Source organism: Mucilaginibacter sp. SG564, assembly GCF_013149275.1.
Lineage (GTDB): Bacteria > Bacteroidota > Bacteroidia > Sphingobacteriales > Sphingobacteriaceae > Mucilaginibacter.
Genome location: NZ_JABGNA010000001.1, coordinates 1,110,504 through 1,132,377, shown reverse-complemented (window position 1 = coordinate 1,132,377; position 21,874 = coordinate 1,110,504). Strand labels below are relative to the sequence as shown.

Sequence of the window (21,874 nt, the reverse complement as noted above, 5' to 3'; positions counted from 1 at the left end):
CAAGCTTAAAAGCCGCTATCGTCTAAAGCGAATGTGTTTTTACGGTCTTTCCATTTACCTTTTGTAAAATCGGGGAACTCCAAAGTCTTGCCCTCTTTTACCGATTGGGTTGATAGGGGAGCTATTACGCTCATAGTAACCGAATCGTACACATCAATAGGCGTTTGGCGTTTGTGTTTTATCGATTCGATAAAGGCATTAAATACAAACCAGTCCATACCGCCATGCCCGGCGCCTGCGGCTTCGGCATCGTGTTTTTTCCATAACGGGTGATCATATTTTTCAAACCACTCTTTCGCCGGATCCCAGCTATCATCCTCTTTTGATTTATGATCGATATAGATGGATCTGTTTACATCCATCCAGATACCTTTAGTACCCTGCACCCGGAAACCAAGCGAATAAGGACGAGGTAAATGTGTATCGTGCGATAACAGAACGGTTTCGCCATTGGCACAGTTGATCATGGTGGTGGTTACGTCGCCATTTTTGTAGTTGATCTTGGCATTTGGATGGCCCGGCGAAAGCTCCTCTACATAAGCAGCCAAACCACGCGCCTTTGAACTGAATGAAACCAGGCTGGTAAAACGGTTACCGCTGTTAATATCAATATAATGCATTACAGGGCCGGCGCCGTGGGTAGGGTACAGGTCGCCGTCACGGTCGATGTTAAACTGGGTGCGCCATTGGGCTTCGCTTAGTGCTTTTGTGCCGTATTCCACACCTTTACCACCATAGCGGCCTTTACCATCATTAAACAACACATCGCGCAGGTTGTGTTGATAACCGCCTTCCAGGTGCACCAGTTCGCCAAATAAACCCTGCCTAACCATGTTTAAAGCGGCCATTACATCCCGGCGGTAGCATACGTTCTCCAATGTCATGTAAGGGATACCTGTTTTTTCGGATGTTTTAACAATGGCCCAGTGCTCATCAACAGTTAAACCGGCAATTACTTCGCAACCTACATATTTGCCTGCTTTCATGGCATCAATAGATTGCTGGTAGTGAAACTGCCATGGTGTAGCTATAATTACCGCGTCAATATCATTCCTTTCCAGTAGTTTTTTGTAAGCATCCAAACCGCCGGTGTACTCTTTAGCTGCGGGCCGGCCTTTTTTGGCCAAAAAGTCCCGGCAGATACTTAGTGAATGTTCCTGGATATCGCATATGGCAACAATCTCTACATCGTCGCGCAGGGCGCCTTCAGAAATATGGCTCATGCCGCGGGCACCTACACCAATATAACCAAGCCGTACTTTGCCGTTATCCTTGGCAAATAAACTACCTGTTGGCAGTATGGTAAACCCGGCGGCAGCTATCGCGCTGCTTTTTACAAATGTTCTTCTGTCCATTTATGTTATTGTTTGATAATGATTTATTAATGTGAACTAATGGTTTGGTTACCACCATCTATCGGGATTGAAGTTATTGATCATATTTCTAAAAACAACAGATCACACACCTCAAATACGCCGCAAACGTTTGATAAGCTTAGCTATTTATCCCAAATTCAAAAATAGTACGACTCTTAAACTCTTCGCCCGGATTTAACTGCGTACTGGGGAAATGGTGTTTGTTTGGTGCATCCGGATAATGCTGGGTTTCCAGGCATAATCCGCTTCTGAACGGATAGCTGCTATTTTGTTTACCGATAATGGTTTCGTCTAAAAAATTACCTGTATAAATGTGTATGGCAGGTTCGGTAGTAAAAACGTTTAATGTTCTTTTGCTGCCAGATTCAAAAACGGTTGCCGCTAATTTTAACTCATCGGAGTCCTGCTTTTTTACCACCCAGGAATGATCATATCCACGGCTTAATACCAGCTGGGCGTTATCCTCATTAATGCGCTTGCCAATAGCAGTTGGTTCTGTAAAATCAAAGGGTGTGCCGCTTACCGGGGTAAGTGTGCCCTCGGGTACCTGCATGGCATTTACGGGCAGGTAATCTGTTAAAGGCAACATGAGTTGATGATCCAGGATAGACCCGGCATCGTGTCCGGCTAAATTAAAATAAGCGTGTTGTGTTAAATTGATCAGGGTTGATTGATCGGTTTTGGCTGCAAAATCAACTATAAGCTGGTTTTGGTTATTTAGCGTATAGGTAACTAAAGTAGTGAGATTGCCCGGGAAGCCTTCCTCGCCATCGATGCTCAGATATTCCAGTATCACACCAACTCCATCTTCATTAGTGAAAGATTTTGATTGCCATACTTTTTTATTAAAGCCCACCTTGCCGCCATGATGATGGAAACCGCCGTCTTTAACTGTAAGTTGATATGATGTACCGTTTATTTCTACTTTACCACCGGCTATCCGGTTAGCAAAGCGGCCTACCACAGTGCCAATATAAAACTGATCGTCGATATAGCCCTGCAGATCATCATATCCCAGTACAACATCGGCCATATTGCCCTGATTATCCGGAACGGATAAAGACTGTATAGCAGCACCAAAATTGGTTATGGACGCTTTTATGCCGTTATCATTGCTTAGTTCGTAAAGGAATATCTGGTGACCGTTATACTCGCCCCAATTTTTTTGGCTGATGGTGTATTTCATGTGATCATATGTTTAAATAGAATAATGGAAATTAGTGTTTTCATAGGTAGGGCAGCACAGAAAATTGCACAAAATACTACGCAAACGTTTGCAATAGGCACATCATACCAAATGTTCGCATCGGTTCTGTCTTTTTTGATGTGAGCGATGAAAATAATACTTCATCCTGTACTGTTAATTCTTCTGAATAACGTTAACCGGTAATATTTTATCATATTGTCGTTATGAATATTGTTGCTTTTTGTAATGACCTTTTGTTAAGGTGATTAGCTTGTGTAAAATAAAGAAGCACAAACGTTTGCGCATGTTTTTTCATCAGTAATTAATTACGTTTGACTAAAATTTGCCTTAAATGATGCTTAACCAGATCCTGGAACTATACGGACTCGATGCCAATAACTATATTATAAAAAGCTTTGGTGCGGGGTTGATTAACCATACCTGGAAGGTTAGCGGGCCAAAAAATTATATCCTTCAGCGTATTAATCCGTACGTTTTTAAAAATCCGGAAGCCATTGCAGAAAATATGGCTCTGTTGGCAGATCATCTTAAACAAACTGCACCCGATTACCTTTTTGTGGCGCCAATACCCACCCTGACAGGCGATCGTTTGGTTGAAATAAATAACAAAAAGGAGTATTACCGGCTTTTTCCTTTTATTGATAACTCGGTAACCATAACCGAAATTAAAAATCAGCAGGAAGCCTTTGAGGCCGCCCACCAGTTTGGGAAATTTACCTATTTGCTGCGTGGTTTTGACTTGGATAAACTGCATTATACTTTGCCCCGGTTTCATGATCTTAAATTACGGTTCGACCAATTTAAAGAGGCTTGCTCCACTGCAGGGGCCGATAAATTGGCTGTAGCCGCTGCTGCTATTAATGATATTTATAAGTACCAAGGTATATTATTTACCTATATGCAACTGATCGACCGCCAGTTGCTGCCCTTGCGGGTGATACATCATGATACCAAGATCAGTAATGTGTTGTTTGATCAGGATCATAACGGTTTGTGTGTGATCGACCTGGATACGGTGATGCCGGGGTACTTTTTGAGCGATGTTGGTGATATGCTGCGTACCTACCTTTCGCCAGCCAACGAAGAGGAACGTGATTTTTCAAAGATCCAGATCAACGAAGAATGTTTTTATGCTATTTATAAAGGATATATTTCGGCTATGGGTTCAGCCCTGACTCCTGTGGAGAAGGAATATTTTACTTACTCGGGCAAATACATGATCTATATGCAGGTGCTCCGGTTCCTGACCGATTTTTTAAATGACGATATCTATTATCACACCACCTATCCATTGCAAAACCTGGTAAGGGCGCAAAATCAGTTGGCCCTGTTAGAGCAATTCATCAAATCGGAAAAACGGTTCAAGAAATTTATTGAGTACTTTAGCTTTAAGCACAATAATATCGTGAACTGATGCCGCGACTAATTATCGCATAGCAAAAGAGGCTGTTCCCAAAAATGGAAACAGCCTCTTTTATTTTGATCTGTGATTTTGGATTAATGATAACCCGGATTTTGATCTTGTGGTGTTATTTCGGTATTCAGCTTTAACTCAGTGTCTGGTATTGGATAAAGCGCGTTAAATGCCTGGATGGTTCCGGATTGGGCCGTCCATTTATTATATTTTTTAACACGGTCAACAAAAGTACCTGTACGGAGTAAATCAATACGACGCCAGCATTCCGCGAAAAGTTCACGGGTACGCTCGTCCATGATATTGGTACGGAAATCGGCCTGCGACATTGCGCCCCATGCTTTATCGCCCGGCAGTGTACCGCCCCAGGCGCGTGCCCGTACCTGGTTAACCACGGTAACAGCTTCGCCTGTTCTGTTCAGCTCATTTAAACATTCGGCATAGCATAATTTAATATCGGCTAAACGCAGTATGGGCATATCTTTACCTGAGTTGTACATGTTGTTGTACCCCAGACCGCTATGGGTATCGGTACGGAAATCCTCATATTTTTTTATGTGCGGTTTTAGCTCATCAAAATCATTGCCCAAACCTTCCCATGAAATAATGTCGAGCGTTGGCGTAACGCCATAATAAGTAAAATCATAACGGATGCTTTCGTTACGGCGCACATCGCCATCTTCCCATATACCACCATTGGCAACGGTTTCATAGGCATGTATTGTTGGAACTATCTTGTCGTAGCCCGAGTAATAACAGCCATCGCCAAAGGTGTTCTGTACCGCGCGCGAGCCTATCTGGAATTGTACTTTATTATTGTTGGGAGATACCGGGCTATATTGAAATTCGAATATCGATTCGGCCGTGTTGGGTTTGTTATAGTCCCACAGATCGGCATAAGGTACCAGGCTGTATCTGCCCATCATTTTTTCAAAGCAGTCACGGGCTTTGTCAAAATCGCGCAAGCCGGTTGACACCGGAGCCGACATGTAAGCTTTACCCAGCATAGCCAGGGCTGCCCCGCTTGTTGCCCTGCCTGCGGCATTTTTGTCCGGACAAAAAGCCGCGGCCTTAGTTAAATCGGCGATAATAAATGTCCATACATCTTTAAGCGGCTGGCGTTTAAAACCCAGTTGCGATTCGCGGCTCAGGTCCCTGATGGGTATTTCGCCCCAGTACATGGCCAGCTCATAGTCAATAAAGCCACGGATGAAACTGGCTTCACCTACAATGCCTGCTTCTACAGAGCCTGCCTGCAGTGTAGGTTTATCAACCCCGTTAATGATTTTGGCTGCCTCATTCACCAGGGGCCAGCGAAGGTTCCACTGAGTTGTTACCTGGCCTTGCAGCGAGTTCAGGTTGCCGTCGTACCTGTCCAATCCACCTTTGGAGGCATCGCTTTTCATTTGATAGGCACCTTGTTGGGTTTCGTCGGTACCCATCATCAAAACGGTTCCCTGCTCATCTACACGGTTATTTAACCAGCTGGCATATACGCCTTTCAAGCTGGTTTGTACCAGGCCTATATCTGAGTATACCTTACTTTCGTCCAGTTTGGTTAAACTATCCTCTTTCAGGAATTTTTTGCAGGAAGCCGAACATATTACTGTTCCTGCAATGCATATATTTATAATGGTTTTTTTCATGATCTTTTGCATTGAAGTTTAAAATCCAAAATTTACCCCAAGAACAAATGTCCGTACCGGTGGATAACCGTAATCGCCGGTTTCCGGATCAAGGCCTTTGTATTTTGTAATACAGAACAGGTTTGAACCTGTAGCATAAATCCGTACGCGGTTGGCATGCCAGCTGTTTAGTAGTTTTTGAGGCAGGTTATAGCCTAAAGTCAATGCCGATAAACGCAGATACGAGGCATCCTGAATGGCATAGTCCAGATCGGACGGGTTGTACCGGTTGTAACTGGTATTGTCAATTACGCGGGGAATATTGGTATTGGTGTTGGTTGGTGTCCAGCGGTTTAACAGATCGGTTGAAGCCATGCTTGAACCCACGCTGTTGATCAGACCTTCATAATAACCGCTGATCTTTTTGGCGCCATGCGAGTAAACAAACACCGCGTTTAAAGTTATCCCCTTGTAAGAAACATCGGTTGCAAAGCCACCGTAGTATTTCGGATCTTCGTTACCAACAATCTGGAGGTCGTACTGGTTAACAATACCATCTTTAACACCATTAGGGCCCGAAACATCCAGCGCGAACAAATCGCCCAGACCTACTGTTTTACCATTGTAGTTAAGGCCCTGCCACTCAGCGCGGTTTGATTCCTGCGCTATACCGCCCGAACGAAGGGTATAGATACCGTGCAGCGGCTGGTTAACAAATAAATTGCCTTCACGCTGTATGGTGCTGCCAGATATGTTATAGATCTGCTGGGCATTACCATATAATTGTTTTACCGTGTTTTTGGCAAAAGATATATTGCCGGATAATGACCAGTTCCAATCTTTACTTTTAACTACCTGACCGCTTAATGAAAGATCGACGCCTTTGTTATTTACACGACCCACGTTTTGCAACTGATGCGTATAGCCGGTAGTGGTGGCCAGTTGACGATCAAGCAGCAAGTTATCATTATTGATGTAAAACGCGTCGGCAGTAACAGACAGGCGCGAGTTCAGGAAAGCCATATCCAGGCCAAGGTTGGCTTGTTTTTGCCGTTCCCAGGTCAGATCTGGATTGCCCTTCAAACCATCGTTAGCTAACAGCGCGTTGTTGTTGTTAACTTTTGAACCATACAACGTCTGGAAAGCATAATTGGTTATATCCTGGTTACCCACAACGCCATAACCCACACGCAGAGCCAATTGGTTAAATATTTTCTGCTGTTTCATGAAATCTTCTTTAACAACATCCCATTTTACCGAAGCTGATGGGAAAATACCATACTGATGTCCCGGCGCAAACCTGGATGAACCGTCATCACGTGCGGTAGCAGTCACGAAATACTTATCATCAAAGCTGTAGGTAAAACGAGCGATCACCGAAAAGATGGAGTAAGCGTAAAAGGTTGATCCTATGGTTGTTTTGTCCTGGGCGGCCGCACCATTCAGGTCATAGTATAACAGGTCGTTGCTGGCGAAACGGTCGCCTTGCGCCAAAGTATAATCGGAGGTGCGTTTGCTGGCACTTGTACCCAACAACGCGGTGATGCGGTGCCTGGAATTAAAGGTTTTGGTATAAGTAGCGGTATTATCCCATTGCCAGTACAGGTCATTCCAGCGTTCGGCTTTGGCCCGTGCATCGCCATTGTAATTCCGGATAGCTTCCTGGATGTTGTTTGGTGTAAACGTAGAGTAGCTTTGCTGCCCGTAATCAACAGAAAAGGTTGAACGTATATCCAAACCCGGTATCGGGTTTACATTGATAAAGTTTGATGTTGACAGGCGGTTGCGGTTTTGCCTGCGGGTAATATCAAGCGCGTTGAACGGGTTAAAACTATTGTTGCTGTTTTGACCAAGCGCACGGTAATACACGGTTAAGTAATTAGGCGTATATCTGGTAGCTGCAGCACGGTACGGATCATAATTTAAAAGTGGGTTGGCATTAATGGCCTGGTTGTACGCATCGTCATCGGGCAGATGATCGTCAGTACGGGTAAAGCCGGTATTGGTGCCAATTTTTAACCATTTTTTAACCAGGTAATCCGCATTAAAACGACCACTATATTTGTTTTGAGTTAAGGTTTGTATAATCCCTTTTGTACCGGCATAGCCCAAACTCAGGTAAAATGAGCCTCTTTCGGTACCACCTGCAAAGCTTAAAGCATGGTTTTGCTGATAGCCGGTCTGCGAAATAGCTTTAAGCCAGTCGTAGGTTTTACCGCTGTTATAAGTATCAAATTCTTGTTGTGAGAAAGCTAAGTTGGTTTTAAGCAAGGTATTGTTAATGTAATCCTGTCTGTTGGCGTTAGGATTATCTTTGATGTAACCGTTAGCATAGGCATCCACGCGTAAATCAAATAACTGTTGGGCACTCATGGTTTCGGGCCTGTTGGCATAGTTAGAGAAGCCGGCCCAGGCATCATAGCTAATGGTACCATCGCCAGGTGATTTTTTGCCTTTTTTGGTGGTGATAACCACAACACCATTGGCACCACGCGAACCGTAAAGGGCAGTAGCCGAAGCGTCTTTCAATATGGATACCGTTTCCACATCGTTCATGTTGATGGAATTAAAGCCACCAAGGTTGTTTTCCATGATCAAACCGTCTACTACATAAATAGGGGTTGAGCCGGAGTTGATGGTGTTGGTACCACGGATCTTGATCACGGGGTCGTCGCTTGGTTTGGAGCCGCCACCTATAAATACGCCAGCCACACGACCCTGCAAGGCGCTGCTAACATTGGTAACTGTGCGTTCCTGTAACGTTTTGGAATCTACGTTACTTACAGAGCCGGTAAGGTCGCCTTTTTTGAAGGTTGTACCTACCACTACGATTTCGGCAAGGCTGTTATTCGATGTTACCAGGGTAATTTTCAGAGGCTCGGTTGTGGCAAGTACTTCTTTGGTTTCAAAACCTATAGCGGTGAAAACCAATGCTGTGCCCGGGCTTACATTTAGTGAAAAGTTACCATTAATATCTGTAACGGTTCCGGTTCTGGTACCCTTAATGGTTACCGTAACACCAGGAACTGCCAAACCTTTATCATCCTTAACATTACCCGTAACAGGAGCCTGGTTCATATCCAGGTCGGCTCGTTTGTTAACCACTGTGGGAGGGTTGTTTTTGATGATGATCACGTCGCCCGAAACTTCATAAGCCAGGTTAAGCGGCGTAAACAGATCGGTTAACACGTTGCCTAAGGTTTTTTCTGTAAACGAGGCGTTAACCTTTTGATTATCATTGATCAGTGCCGGGCTAAACACAAAGTTAATATGGTATTTTTCTTCCAGCCTTTTAATTACTGTTTTTAACGCGGTGTTATTTTCGCTTACCGTGATCTTTGTATTTAAAATAGCCTGTGCCTTACTATCTTTTGCAATTGCGCTTCCTAATAATGAGAGACTTAATGTTAACTGTAAAAATGTGATCTTCATTATTTTTACGAGTATAGGTTTATATTTCATAAATTTGGTTAGAGTTAATGATTCGTTAATAACTTGACAAAAAAGCCCCGCTCAACCTTTGCAAGAGGTTACAGTAAATGAGTATCCATCATTTGTGGGGCTAAACATTTGGACCGGCAGTACCGCAAATATTGCCGGTTTGTTTTTTAGGTGGGTTTAAGTATTTCTTTCTCTCATCATATTCAATAGGTTTAATAATAGGTTAATTGGTTGGTATAGGGTTTGGGTTTTGACCGTTGATAATAATGCGGCCATCAATAAATTGGCAGGTGGCATTAATAGCCTTGCATATCAGTTTAACTTTTTCGTCAAGCGGCCTGTCAGAAATAGATATGGTAAGGCTGATGCTGCCCAATTTGGCTTTATCGTATTCAATGTTTACATCGTAATCCTTATTTATCCGGTCGATAACTGCTGATAAGGGAGCGTTATCGAATGTAAATTCTTTTTGCGCCATTTCTTTTGACAGGGTCAATGGAATAGCGAGTGTTTCTTTTTTAAAGCTTAACTGTTTATCAGCAACGGTTACCTGTTGGTTTGGCGTAAGAATAACCTCATGTTGGCGTTTACCCTCTTTGGTTACTTCCTTTTGATTGTAAACCAATACTTTGCCGGTATTTACCACCACTTTAAAATTTTGGTTGTTGCGCCTGCTTGTTACGGTAAAGCTGGTACCCAATACCTGCACTACCATATCGTGGCTATGCACCCGGAAAGGCATCTGTGGATTTTTGTGTATCTCAAAAAAGGCTTCTCCATCTAAAAAAACCTCTCTTTTATCATGAAATGAGCGCAGGTATTTTAATCCGGAGCCTGGTTTTAAAACGGCAAGACTGCCATCACTCATGCGCACCAGTTTTGATTTTGGGGTATGATTGATCACCTGTAAAAACGGATCGGCTTGAGAGGAAACAGGTTGACGATACTTCTTAAAAAACAAAAAGCCTGCACCGGCAACCAATATCACCGTAGCTGCAACACGAAACCAACCGGTTTGGTAAAACCGTTGTTTGATCACAGCGGGCTCATATTGTTCAATAGCTTGCTGGTAAATGTTTGTTGCCATAGCGTTTACCTCGGCATTAGTCAGCTCTTCCGTTAAAGGGTTAACCCTTATAGCCAGGATAATGGCGCGTGCCTGATCGACGGTCTTCTTTCTGCCGGGGTTTTCAGCAAGCCATTGCTCCCAGAAAGCCTGGTGGTGTGGCTGGTTTTTTAAAACCCAGTCAATAAAAAAATCGTCATGCAAAAAGTCTTCGACTTCGTAATTCGTATAGTTGGTCACCTGGAACAGATTCAATTGGTTATTACCCTATATATTCCGAAAAGGCTGAATATTACCCTCCTAAGGGATAAAAAAATGGAAGTTTTTTGTGAATTTGTTATAACTGTCTGATAAACAATTGTATAATTTTACAAATTCAGGTTCGAAAAGGCGATGATCAGCACAACCCATTCGGCCCTGAAGTTTTTATAGGCCTTTTGCAACAGGTTATGAACCGATTGTTTGCTGATTTCCATGATCTGTGCGATGTTATCAAAGTCAAGGTTCTCATAAAAACGTAAGTACATGATCTCGCGCTGGCGCGGGGGCAGGGCGTTTAGTACCTGTTGAATCCTGGAGCTTAAGGTTATGGTTTCCAGGTCGATTATCATTTTTGATTCGATATTGAATTCAACCAGGAACTCATAGCTTTCGTCGAGTGCCTCGCTCCGGTTCCATTTAGATTGTTCGCGGAATATCCTGAGGCGGATGGCTTTAAATAAATACCATTTTACAGCAGGCGTGGGGCTGATGCGCAGCCTTCGGTTCCATAACTCCAGGAACACATCCTGGATACAATCTTTTAGAAAATCTTTGTCCTGATAAATGCGGTAGCCGTAGTTAAAAAGAGGCTTGGAATATTTTTGTATAAGCTGGGTATAGGCCACTTCATCGCCATCCCTAAACAGATCCCAAAGCTCGGAATCATCAGCAGTAAATAGCTTATCGTTATTGGGGGCCATTTTGGTTATACACTTATAAAAGCATCTTCAATTTACACAATTCAGTTTAAACCGAAGATGAAAATAAAGGCAAAGTTATTCAAAAGTTAATTAACCCTAAGGTTTTGAAGCTTAAACCCGTGAAAAAAATGTTCAAACAAATAAACCAAGACCCAAAAACAACCTGTAGGTTTAAACTTAATCAAAGGTTTAAAAATACAGGCATCTACACACTAACCATTTTATCAAAATAATATCTAAATTATCGCACCCAAACTCTACCCTTTATCATGACTACAACTATTGCCGAACCCGTTTACTGGTCAGCCCAAAAAAAAGCCGGATTTCGCTTTGTGTTAATCTTTCTTCTAAGTTTTTTTTTTTTAATCCTAACGGAGCTTATCCAAATCCGGTTGTTGGACTGCTTACGGAAACTCAGCACAGTTTTATCATCTGGTTTGCAAAACATGTGCTTAACCTGGCCAGACCGATCACCGCATTTACGGATGGCAGCGGCGATACACGGTATGATTATATTATGCTGCTGTTGATATTTACCTTGTCAGTAATAGCCGCCATTATATGGACCTTGTTGGATAGAAAAGCACGCAACTACAGTAAACTGTATTACTGGCTTACCGTAATTGTACGTTTTTATTTAGGCATCATGATGCTGGAGTACGGCTTTGTTAAAGTTATTAAATTGCAATTTCCAACACCCTCCCTCGTCAGATTATCGCAACCTTACGGTGATTCATCCCCTATGGGATTAGCCTGGACGTACATTGGTTACTCTACCGGCTTTAATTACTTTGCTGGCATAGCCGAGGTTACTTGCGGTTTATTGTTGTTTTTTAGACGCACATCGCTTTTTGGGGCGCTTTTAGGGGTGGTGGTAGCTGGTAATATCATGGTTATCAATTATTGTTTTGATGTGCCGGTTAAGCTGTTATCAACCGCGTTGGTCGTGATGAGTATATTTCTGCTGCTGAGTGATGCGGAGCGTCTTATCAATGTTTTCTTTTTAAATAAAACAGCCTTACCCGCCAGTCTTTCGCCACACCGGTTTAAAAAACGATGGAAAAATATTAGCCTTATTGTAATTAAATACCTGATCATCATCTACGTACTTGCCGGAAATATTACCAATGATATAAAGATGGCATCCTTGTATGGCGAAAAAGCCAAAAAAACCGCTGCTTTATGGTATTTATAACGTGGAAAGTTTTATACGCAATCAGGATACCGTGGCTCCGCTTGCCACTGATACTACCCGGTGGAAACGGCTGATTATCAGCAACAGCAATAGCGCGCAGATTAAATTAATGAACGATACCAACAGGTATGTGGGTTTTAAAGTAGATACTCAAATACATTATGTTGTTATCAACACCGTTACCGATACATCGGATAAGTTTTACTTCACCTATACACAACCGCGCCCCGGTGTTTTGCTGTTAAAAGGAAAATGGATGGAAGACTCTTTGAAAATTAAACTTAACCGTTTTGACGAAAAGCAGTTTATGCTGATGCGCAGAGGATTTCACTGGATAAACGAATATCCGTTTAATAAGTAAATGTATGGTTCCATTACCTATTACCCGGATATCCGTGTGTAAACTATCTTGCGTATTTCAAATTCGAGTTAATTGCGGGGCTTAATGAGTTGGCTCGCCTGCCGATAAAAGGATACCTTCATGCGCATTCTCTACACCATTGGCAAAACCATTGTGATTGATGAACATCTTTTCGTTCTCGATCATAAAATGAGCGCCATCAACCTTAAAATTACCTTTGATGGTGATTACCGCGTCGGGATGTTGTACGCCAATTTCGTTAACTATATGACTGCCTAAACCATGAAATTCATGCTCATTTAACTGGTATACATCCAAAACCGGCTCATGATGTCCTGTTTGAAACACCCAAACCCGGTTAGCATCCGTTTCCACATGCACAGTTGATGGGCCACTTTCCAGCCTGTTGCCGCTTATTTTGATGACTTCGCCGGATAGGGTAGTGATATTGGCATCGATAACGAGCGATTGATCTTCCGAGCCCCGTTCGTGCTTATAAAATGAGAGTACCTTTAAAAATTCGGTGCTTTTATCACCGTCTGTGTAGGTCAGGGTGTTTTGGCGGCTTAAAAATATGCTGGTGCCAAAAATAAATGCATGTTTCATAATGGTAACTTGGTTTAATTTTGATTACTTACTTAACGTATGCTGCAGCTCAAATGTTTTAATAATGAGTAACTTATATATGAGCTTTATGGCAAAGTAAAATTGAGCTTCCTACCAAAACTCCTACCTTCTTTATTGTACAATTTTGCCTGTATATTTTACACTCATTAGCATGGATTTTATTCAAAAAATATTGCAATACTATCATACCGAATCAAGGCATGGCTTTACCGGCGCGGCATTTGGCGTATTACTAATAATAGTCGGGTTATTGTTTTGGCGTTTTTCCAAACCGCTATCTTTATTAAAGGGAATATCACTGCCTTTGCTTGTTATTGGTCTGGTGATGGGCATCGGTGGTTTTGGCGATGGTTACGTAACCCAGAAAGCGCTGCCCCAAAAGTTGCGTTTATACCGGGAGAACAAACAAGCTTTTTTTAAAGAAGAGGTTCCGAAGGTTGAACGCACCCACCATTCCTGGCTGCGTATCAGGATAGTTTGGAGTGTGCTGGCATTTGCAGGTGCCTTATTGCTTTTTACGGTGAAAAAGAGTTATTGGATAGGCGTGGGTCTGGGGGCTTTGCTCATGGGCATTATCGGGAACGTGGAAGAGGCTATTTCCATGCGCTTTAACGAACGTTATTACCGGGAAGTATTGCAAGCCGCCAAACCTCAGATGATCACACAGATACAGAAAACAGAACCCCGCGCACTTATACTTATACAGGTTCAACCCCTGGCAAACAAACAAAATGTCACTGTTAAAACCGGGCAAAACGAACAGCCAAAAATAGAAAGAGATACGTTGATGCACTTGCAGTCTCCTTTAGTGAGAGATATCATTGCCCTAAGCAGATCATTTGAAAGATCGACTGAGGTTTTAGACATCAATGTGATAACTGATCATGCAAAAGAATTTGACGAGGGAGAAGCCACTAAGCCGGGGAAAAAGAAAAAGCTACTCGATTACTACCGTTCCGATCTTATCCGGGCGAATAATGTATCAGCAAAACATTGCTGGTTGGGCAAAAAGTATCTTGATTGAAATGCTATTGATTCTTGATTTTTAGGGGTACATTGTGGTAACCAATTATGCCGCGCTATGAAAAGAAAAACATTTATTCAATTAAGCACTACCTTAATGGCTACACCGTTACTATCATCATTGGAGGGCTGGGCTCAGGCTCCGCGATTAAAAAACTGGGCTGGTAACCTAACCTACAGCACCAATCATGTATTTTACCCCAAATCGGTTCAGGAAGTTCAGCAACTGGTTAAAAAATACGATAAACTGAAGGTGCTGGGTACCAGGCATTGTTTTAATACCATTGCAGATAGTAAGGACAACCTGCTCTCGACCAAAGAGCTCAACAAAGTGATAAGTCTGGATAAAAAAGCCCATACTGTTACCGTTGAAGGAGGCATCAAATACGGCGAACTGGCACCATACCTGCATAAAGAGGGTTTTGCACTGAATAACCTGGCCTCTTTGCCGCATATTTCTGTGGCGGGATCAATCACCACAGCTACGCATGGCTCGGGTGTAAAAAATGGTAATCTATCCAGCGCGGTTACCGCCCTGGAAATTGTAAAGGCCGATGGCAGTATTGTTCACTTATCTAAAGCAGCGAATCCTGAAAAACTGAACGCTGCCGTGGTAGGTCTTGGTGCGCTCGGGGTGGTTACCAAAGTTACCTTACAGATAGAGCCCACCTTTATGATGCAGCAGCGGGTGTTTACCCAAATGCCCATGGCGCAGGTTAAGCAAAACTTTGAAAAAATAGTATCTGCCGGTTATAGCGTGAGTTTATTTACCGACTGGCAGCACGACAGCATCAACGAGGTTTGGATAAAAAGCCGTATCGGTAGGGATAAAGATCATAACGGCCCCGAATTTTATGGCGCCAAAGCCGCCACCAAAAATGTGCACCCCATTATCGCGCTCTCTGCCGAAAACTGTACCGAGCAAATGGGCGTTCCCGGACCCTGGTATGAGCGCTTGCCACACTTTAAAATGGGTTTTACCCCCAGCAGCGGTAAGGAACTGCAATCTGAATACTTTGTGCCGATGAATCACGCAGTAGAAGCCATAACCGCTATAGCGCGTTTAGGTAAGCAGATAGGGCCGCATTTGTTTATCACCGAGATCCGTACCATTGCTGCCGACCAGCTGTGGATGAGCCCCTGCCATAATCAAACCTCAGTTACCATTCACTTTACCTGGAAACAGGAAACAGCGGCCGTGATGAAACTATTACCACTGATTGAAAAGGAACTTTCGCCGTTTAACGCCCGTCCACACTGGGGCAAAATATTTACCATGGCGCCCAAAGTACTGGAATCGCGCTATGAAAAGCTCAATGATTTTAAAAAGCTGGTGGCCGAGTTTGATCCAAAAGGAAAGTTCAGGAACGACTTCTTGAGTAAGGAGATATACGGGTAGGGGGAAGATGACAATAAAGGGGTGTCATGCTGAGCTTGTCGAAGCATGGTGGGAAGGCCTCTGCGCACGACCCTTCGGCAAGCTCAGGGTGATAGGCCACTTTTGTTCCCTTAGGGTCTCCTGAAAGGGACCCTGAGGTTCGCCGTCTGGCAATTCAAAACACAGGGTCCTCTCCGAGAGGCCCTGTGGGGACATTAAAGAGATTTGGAGTTAAGACTTTTGGAGTAAGGATAAAAGGAATAAGGAGCAAGGATCTTTTCTTTGTTCCCAAAATCCTTTTTCCTCAAAGTCCTTATTCCCCAAAGTCCTACAATCCCCAAAGTCCCATAGTCCCCCAGTTCTAAAAATCCTGCTGACATACTGCTGTCACGGCGCTGCACCAGTTTTGTATAGCAATACAAACCAAATGAACAGGACAGACAGGTTATTGGAGGTACTGGCCGTTTTACAAACCCAAAAGGTGGTAACGGTTGATTACTTAAAAGAAAAGTTCCGCATCAGCACGCGTACGCTTTACCGCGATATCCAATTGCTTACCGAACTTCGGATAACTGTGCAATATGAAAACGAAAAAGGTTGTTTTATCCTGAAAGGTTACCGCGAGCCAACGCGGGAAATGCCTGTTGGCATCCGGGATATGGGCCAGGTTTCCCAAAGCATCATCCTGATACCCGATCATTTGAAAAATGATGTTTTAGCTTTATTGTCGGTCAGCAAGAATGACGCAAAATAGCAGAGCAAAAATCAACTGCTTTTTGTTTAAGTGGATTTCAAAATTTAATACTTTTTAAAATTTAAAAACGCATCAAAATCGCCTTGAAATTTGTTAAAAGCGTTAAACTTGGACTTTTTTGAGTGATTTTTAATCTTTTTTAGCCCGTTTTTGAGCGGAAATTTGTTAAAATTTAAGGTTTAAAAAGTTTTTTGACGCACTTTATTTGACCACCCCGAGTTGTTTCATCATGGCCAGCTCGTCGGTTACCCGCCAGTGTTCTGTGATCTTTCCGTTCTCAATTTTTTCAATGTTGATCTGATTAACTTCTACATGCTTCCCGGTAGGCGCTATCCCGAATAAGGTGCCTGTTTGGGTTCCGGTCATAACTACACGCGCAACGGCTCTGTTGTTGGTTACAATAATGTCTTTTATTTCATAATGCAAGTCCGGAAATCCCGCACGTATGGCCGTAATTATAGGTTTTAATCCTGCAGGGCCTTTCGGAGGGTTAGGTGTTGATGGGGTGTGGTTGATATAATTCTTGCTTAAAATACTGTCCAGCACGTTCAACCGGCCCTTGTTCCATGCCTCGTTAAAATAGGTTTGGATGATCTGTTTGTTCCTGTTCTCAGTTGTACGATCGGTTACTGAAGTGGTCTGGGTACAAGCCGCGAACAATAAGGGTAGTAGTATGGAAAATCGATAATGTTTCATAGCTTATTTAAAATAAAACACAAAGGAATAAACTACTCACCAAAAATTTATGAATGTAGTTTCATGGTTTTTTGAATCTGCCTAGATCATAGAAATGTCATTTACGGAAAATAATTTACATATAGGCTAAGGGTAAAGGGGAAATAGCCTGACTGTATATCAGAATAATTTTCATGAAGAGTAAGGGTAAATGTACCTAAGCGTGTTTCAAGAGAAATATGAATTAAAAAACAACATCAAACTGTATGCAGGGAAGGATCCACCAGGTAGCCAGTTTGGCAAACAAATCATTTAAAATAACCCCATAACAACTCATGAAAACTAAGATCTTGTCTTTAATTGCGATAACTACAGTATCATTCTCCCTATCGACGCAGGCACAGCAAAGCACACCCGTAGAAGAGGGTGTGTCAGCACCCATAACTACGGTTCCGAATTTGGGTTCCTTTGAAGCCGACTATACCTATTCTCCCTTTAAAATCAATGGTAAAGACCTGAATATACAGCAAGTAAACGGAAATCTTACTTTGCCCTTATACAGCAAAATGCAAAACGGAAAAGTTGATTTTTTACTAGCAGGAGTAGGGTATAGCGGCCTGTTTCTTTCTGGCATGGGCAATCAGTTTGGCGGCGATAATTTTCATGCCATTTCGGTTCCCCTTACTTTTCAAAAGGCATTTTCGCCAAAATATGCCTTGCTCATTTCAGCGGTACCAACACTATCTTCTGATCTGAAGGATATCTCTGGTGATGATATGCTTTATACCGGAGTGGCAATGTTAAAGATCAGGAAATCAGCTAAATTTACTTACTCAATAGGGGTAGTTTATTCAAAACAGTTCTTTGGTTCAGTGCTTGTTCCGGTATTTGGCATCGACTGGAACATTTCCGACAAACTAAGCTTATCAGGAACAATCCCGGTTTCTGAAAAATTGAACTATAAGCTATCCAAAAAAAGTAATCTCGGCTTCAGCGGCGATTTTGGCATCGGTGGAGGTACTTACCGTTTGTCAAAAAAGATGAACTCCGATTACTTCCAGGCACAGCAATTCAAGGCTTCGCTATACTACAATTATGCGCTGGCCAAGAATTTCTCGGTAGAGGTGAGTGCCGGGTATAATGTTGTCCAAAAGCTCGATCTGTATGATAAAGATCAAAAAGTTAACTGGGTACCGTTTAACAATCTCGACAAACGGGGAGCTCCTTTAACCGAATTAAAGAAAACAGGTGTGGCGGTATCAACAGGTATTAATTACCGGTTTTAAAAACTATCCCTCAAACTATACAATTTATCCTAAAAATAAAGGAATGATGATTAAACAGGCATATGCACCAAGAATGACAGATACTATGGTAGAAGTTTTTAAAACAGATGTTCAAAATGTTGATCAATCGGTTAAGCTTATCCGCAAACTCAGGCAATATATTCCAGGTATCGAAATAAACTTTGATCTGGAAGATTGTGATCGCGTTTTACGAATTGAGGGGGAGCATGTCCCAGTGCCCAGAGTCATCAAACTGATGAATAATAACGGATATTATTGCGAGCTTTTATAAGCAGATCATTTATATATAAAATCCACCCGGTTGTTTGGGTGGATTTTATTGCTTTGTACCGACTGATCAATGCCGTGATCCCAGATCACTGTCTTTCGGGTCACCGCTTATTTGGCGGGTAAGTTCGTTGCAATAATTTATCTGCCCATCCTGAATGTGAAATTCAGCTATCACCTGAACCTCGCCTGTATTACCTTCTTTAGTAGTCGCCTTCACCCGGTGATTGGTGAAAACAATATCATTATCCTGGGCCATGGAATCAAAAACTAAAGTCATGGATGCTATGGCCTCTTTAAGTACTTTAATATGTTTGATGAACTCATTAAAGTGCAGCGTTTTACCGTCTACATATTGTACGTAATCAGTACTAAAATAGCGCTTTACGATCGTTTCGTCATAACCCGGTTTCTCAAAAATGTTTTGAAATATTTCCTGAATTAACTTTTTATAATCTTTCATTAACTTGTTGTTTTATAGTGCAAATCAACAGCAAAAGTCCTTGTAATGAAATGGAAGATAGCGGGGAACTATTGGATTATACACGGTGATTTCTACATCGATGGTGCAGTTTTATTTAAAGTTTGCAACTGAAAAGTTACCGTAATGAAACTATTTATTAACCCGAATTTAACTTAAATTGAACACGTAAAGTTCAACTTTGAACCGGGTATTTATGATGAGCCAGTAATGGCGTAAATGATGCTCATAAATTATTTCTGCAACGGATGGATGAGTATTGTAAAAGGAATATTTACGCACAAAAGTGAGTCGGTTGGATCGATTGAAGAAATAGATCTGGATGTTCTTTTTAAAGAGCATTATGACAGGCTGGTATATTTTTCTTTTCAATTGGTTAAGGATAAAGATCATGCGGAAGATATTGTCCAGGATGCATTTATAAAATATTGGCACCACCGTGATACGGTAATGCAGGACAATATAGCCGTTAAGAATTTCCTGTACAGCACCGTTCGTAATGCAAGCCTTAACAGCATCAGGCATAATAAAGTGGTGGAGGGTTACATACAATACTACGGAAATACGGAGCCCGAAGAACCACCTGTAATTGAAGCCATCATCACCGCCGAGGCTATGGCCGAGATCCACGCCGCTATCCATGCGTTACCGGATAGCCATCGATCCATATCTATCATGGGTTATTTTGATGGTAAAAAGAACCAGGAAATAGCCGATGAGCTCAATATGTCTATCAATACGGTAAAAAAGCAGAAACAAAGGGCCCTGGAACTGCTCCGGGTAAAACTTTCGCCCGAGTTATTTACCTGGTTTACATTAGCCCTGCTTACTTTCAGGAAATAATCTTACTACTGTAACTGTTCAAGCTTTTTCTGGATCACTTGTTTACTGGCTACGGTTCTGGCAATAGACAAAGCCGTCTCAAAATTGGCTTTTGCTTGATCATTATCAATACCAGTATAAAGCTCACCCAATAGGGTAAAATAAAATTGGTTATCTGTTAGCTTTAGTTTTTCGGCTTCCACAATCGCCTCGGCTTTACTGTTGGCTTTTGATAAGGCAAATGTGCGGTTGAGCGCGGCAATGGGGGAGTAGGCTACTTGTAATAAACGGTTATACAACTGCAGTACCTTTTCCCATTTTTCTTTGGTATCGTTCTTTTGAGTGCTCCAATAAGCTATGCTAGCTTCAATATGGTATTTGGAAAGGGTGTTGCCGGTTGTGGCGCATTTTAAAAAATAAGCGCCTTTACTAATCAGTTCCGCGTTCCAAAGATCAACATCCTGATCATCGTATAAAATATGTTCACCATTCTCACCCTCGCGGGCATCAAAACGTGAAGCATGAAAACACATTAAAGATAGCAGGGCATTTACCGGTGGTTTGTTGGTACTACTGTTCTCGATCAGCATATAACATAAACGCATAGCCTCAAGGCAAAGCTCTTTACGTAAGGTTTGATGTTGACTAACGGAATAATAACCCTCACTAAATAACAGGTATATAGTTGTTAATACATTTTCAAGTCGCTCATCAATTTCGGCAGGGGCAGGTAGTTCAATTTTTATTTTTTCGGTCCTGATTTTTTCTTTAGCTCTGAATAAGCGTTTGTTGATGGTTTCCTTATTGGTTAAAAAAGCCTCGGCAATTTCGTCAATGCCAAAACCGCAAAGAATACGCAACGATAAGCCAATCTGCGCTTCGGGAGATATGGCCGGGTGGCAAATGGCAAACATCATCTGTAACTGGCTATCGTTGATGTTTTGTGGCGACAGATCGATGTCCAACTCATGAAATTCAGGAGCAGCAGTTCTTACTTCTGGCGATACCTTGCTTTCAAAAACGGTATTGCGCTGCAGATGATTTTTAGACTTGTTTTTGGCCACATTGTATAACCATGCAGTTGGATTGGGCGGAACGCCATGAAAACTCCAGGTTTGTGCCGCTGCTAAAAAGGTATCGCTGGTAATATCTTCGGCAGTTTCCATTTGGTCAAAGCCAAACCGGCGGCAAAGTACAGCTACTATTTTCCGGTATTCGGTTCTGAACAAGTGTGGTATGAGTTCCTGTTTTTGCATGGTAAGATGAGCGTTGGATTGACTCAATTAACCCAAAAGTGGGTTTACACAATTTTCTTAAAAAAATTCATAACTAATTTATTATCAATTATATAAGTCAATGTTAATCGTAAATTGTGTAAACCCATGTAAACCCACTTTTTGCATAAATATCACCGGCTTAACCTCAATGCGTAGGTGATGCAAAACCAGTAACGGTTTGATAATTTGGCCTCAATAATTTAATGGATACCGTCGCGCCGGGCTATCCTGCGCACCTCTACACTATTACCATCACCTTGTAATACCGGGCTGCCTTTAGCAAACTCTACCGCTTCTTCCACAGAATCGGCTTTTACAATAATGTATCCTCCGATGGTTTCCTTGATCTCGCCGAAAGGGCCATTAGTAACCACATTATTGTGCCAAACTACCCTGGCGTCATCAAAAGGTAAACCGGTGCCGCTGCTGAATTTATTTTGTGCCGCGATGCCACCTATCCAGTCCATCGTTTGTTTCATCCAAACCTCAATCTGCTCAGGTGAAGCTACTTTACTACCATCCTCGTGCCTGAAAATTAAAATGAATTCGTCCATTGTTTCAAATTTTAATCGTTAATAAATATATGAATTACACCTGCATATCAAGCGAATAGACC

At 42.3% G+C, this 21,874-nt stretch carries 20 protein-coding genes; 9 read left to right on the top strand and 11 right to left on the bottom strand.

Annotated elements, in window-relative coordinates:
- Positions 1-5 precede the first annotated feature (5 nt).
- Positions 6-1,355 (bottom strand): Gfo/Idh/MocA family protein, encoded by a 1,350-nt coding sequence (locus FHW89_RS04300; protein WP_172333743.1) that lies wholly within the window; start codon positions 1,353-1,355, stop codon positions 6-8.
- Positions 1,356-1,494: 139 nt separating this feature from the next.
- Positions 1,495-2,562 (bottom strand): aldose epimerase family protein, encoded by a 1,068-nt coding sequence (locus tag FHW89_RS04295; RefSeq protein WP_172333742.1) that lies wholly within the window; start codon positions 2,560-2,562, stop codon positions 1,495-1,497.
- Positions 2,563-2,914: 352 nt separating this feature from the next.
- Between FHW89_RS04295 and FHW89_RS04290 the strand changes: the two genes are divergently transcribed.
- On the top strand, positions 2,915-3,997 hold the full coding sequence (locus FHW89_RS04290; RefSeq protein ID WP_253952155.1) for a phosphotransferase enzyme family protein: 1,083 nt from the start codon (positions 2,915-2,917) through the stop codon (positions 3,995-3,997).
- A gap of 83 nt (positions 3,998-4,080) precedes the next feature.
- On the opposite strand, the gene FHW89_RS04285 is transcribed toward FHW89_RS04290, so the two are convergent.
- From FHW89_RS04285 to FHW89_RS04270, 4 genes are all read right to left on the bottom strand, one after another.
- A complete protein-coding gene (locus FHW89_RS04285; protein WP_172333741.1) occupies positions 4,081-5,643 on the bottom strand; it encodes a RagB/SusD family nutrient uptake outer membrane protein in 1,563 nt (520 codons plus the stop codon).
- An 18-nt stretch (positions 5,644-5,661) separates the two neighbouring features.
- Positions 5,662-9,054 carry a TonB-dependent receptor gene (locus tag FHW89_RS04280; RefSeq protein WP_216650466.1) on the bottom strand — a complete coding sequence of 1,131 codons (3,393 nt, stop codon included), beginning with the start codon at positions 9,052-9,054 and terminating at the stop codon, positions 5,662-5,664.
- 232 nt (positions 9,055-9,286) lie between these two features.
- Positions 9,287-10,384, bottom strand: coding sequence for a FecR family protein (locus tag FHW89_RS04275; RefSeq protein ID WP_172333740.1), 1,098 nt, complete (start codon positions 10,382-10,384; stop codon positions 9,287-9,289).
- A 113-nt stretch (positions 10,385-10,497) separates the two neighbouring features.
- Positions 10,498-11,091, bottom strand: coding sequence for an RNA polymerase sigma factor (locus FHW89_RS04270; protein ID WP_172333739.1), 594 nt, complete (start codon positions 11,089-11,091; stop codon positions 10,498-10,500).
- Between the two features lie 448 nt (positions 11,092-11,539).
- Between FHW89_RS04270 and FHW89_RS04265 the strand changes: the two genes are divergently transcribed.
- A complete protein-coding gene (locus tag FHW89_RS04265) occupies positions 11,540-12,286 on the top strand; it encodes a hypothetical protein (protein ID WP_172333738.1) in 747 nt (248 codons plus the stop codon).
- Positions 12,243-12,647, top strand: a complete 405-nt coding sequence (locus FHW89_RS04260; protein ID WP_172333737.1) for a hypothetical protein — start codon at positions 12,243-12,245, stop codon at positions 12,645-12,647. Before FHW89_RS04265 ends, FHW89_RS04260 begins: the two co-directional genes overlap by 44 nt.
- 81 nt (positions 12,648-12,728) lie before the next feature.
- On the opposite strand, the gene FHW89_RS04255 is transcribed toward FHW89_RS04260, so the two are convergent.
- Positions 12,729-13,253, bottom strand: a complete 525-nt coding sequence (locus FHW89_RS04255; RefSeq protein WP_172333736.1) for a hypothetical protein — start codon at positions 13,251-13,253, stop codon at positions 12,729-12,731.
- A 172-nt stretch (positions 13,254-13,425) separates the two neighbouring features.
- Between FHW89_RS04255 and FHW89_RS04250 the strand changes: the two genes are divergently transcribed.
- The 3 genes from FHW89_RS04250 (at position 13,426) to FHW89_RS04240 (ending at position 16,429) form a co-directional block, all read left to right on the top strand.
- On the top strand, positions 13,426-14,298 hold the full coding sequence (locus FHW89_RS04250; protein WP_172333735.1) for a hypothetical protein: 873 nt from the start codon (positions 13,426-13,428) through the stop codon (positions 14,296-14,298).
- Between the two features lie 57 nt (positions 14,299-14,355).
- Entirely contained in the window at positions 14,356-15,696 is a 1,341-nt protein-coding gene (locus FHW89_RS04245) for an FAD-binding protein (RefSeq protein WP_172333734.1), read from the top strand.
- A 406-nt stretch (positions 15,697-16,102) separates the two neighbouring features.
- Entirely contained in the window at positions 16,103-16,429 is a 327-nt protein-coding gene (locus tag FHW89_RS04240; RefSeq protein WP_172333733.1) for an HTH domain-containing protein, read from the top strand.
- 201 nt (positions 16,430-16,630) lie between these two features.
- Here the strand turns inward: FHW89_RS04240 and FHW89_RS04235 are convergent, their stop codons facing one another.
- Complete coding sequence (locus FHW89_RS04235; protein ID WP_172333732.1) at positions 16,631-17,125, bottom strand: ester cyclase; 495 nt, start codon at positions 17,123-17,125, stop codon at positions 16,631-16,633.
- 314 nt (positions 17,126-17,439) lie between these two features.
- Here FHW89_RS04235 and FHW89_RS04230 point away from each other — a divergent pair, with 314 nt between their 5' ends.
- On the top strand, positions 17,440-18,390 hold the full coding sequence (locus FHW89_RS04230) for a DUF6268 family outer membrane beta-barrel protein (protein ID WP_172333731.1): 951 nt from the start codon (positions 17,440-17,442) through the stop codon (positions 18,388-18,390).
- Between the two features lie 43 nt (positions 18,391-18,433).
- A complete protein-coding gene (locus FHW89_RS04225; protein ID WP_216650465.1) occupies positions 18,434-18,682 on the top strand; it encodes a hypothetical protein in 249 nt (82 codons plus the stop codon).
- Positions 18,683-18,748: 66 nt separating this feature from the next.
- Here FHW89_RS04225 and FHW89_RS04220 read toward each other — a convergent pair whose 3' ends face one another.
- Entirely contained in the window at positions 18,749-19,141 is a 393-nt protein-coding gene (locus FHW89_RS04220; RefSeq protein WP_172333730.1) for a nuclear transport factor 2 family protein, read from the bottom strand.
- 237 nt (positions 19,142-19,378) lie between these two features.
- Between FHW89_RS04220 and FHW89_RS04215 the strand changes: the two genes are divergently transcribed.
- Entirely contained in the window at positions 19,379-20,002 is a 624-nt protein-coding gene (locus FHW89_RS04215; protein WP_172333729.1) for an RNA polymerase sigma-70 factor, read from the top strand.
- A gap of 5 nt (positions 20,003-20,007) precedes the next feature.
- Here the strand turns inward: FHW89_RS04215 and FHW89_RS04210 are convergent, their stop codons facing one another.
- Positions 20,008-21,237: an RNA polymerase sigma factor gene (locus FHW89_RS04210; protein ID WP_172333728.1), complete on the bottom strand. Its 1,230-nt coding sequence runs from the start codon at positions 21,235-21,237 to the stop codon at positions 20,008-20,010.
- Positions 21,238-21,458: 221 nt separating this feature from the next.
- Positions 21,459-21,812, bottom strand: a complete 354-nt coding sequence (locus FHW89_RS04205; protein WP_172333727.1) for a YciI family protein — start codon at positions 21,810-21,812, stop codon at positions 21,459-21,461.
- Positions 21,813-21,874: the final 62 nt, after the last annotated feature.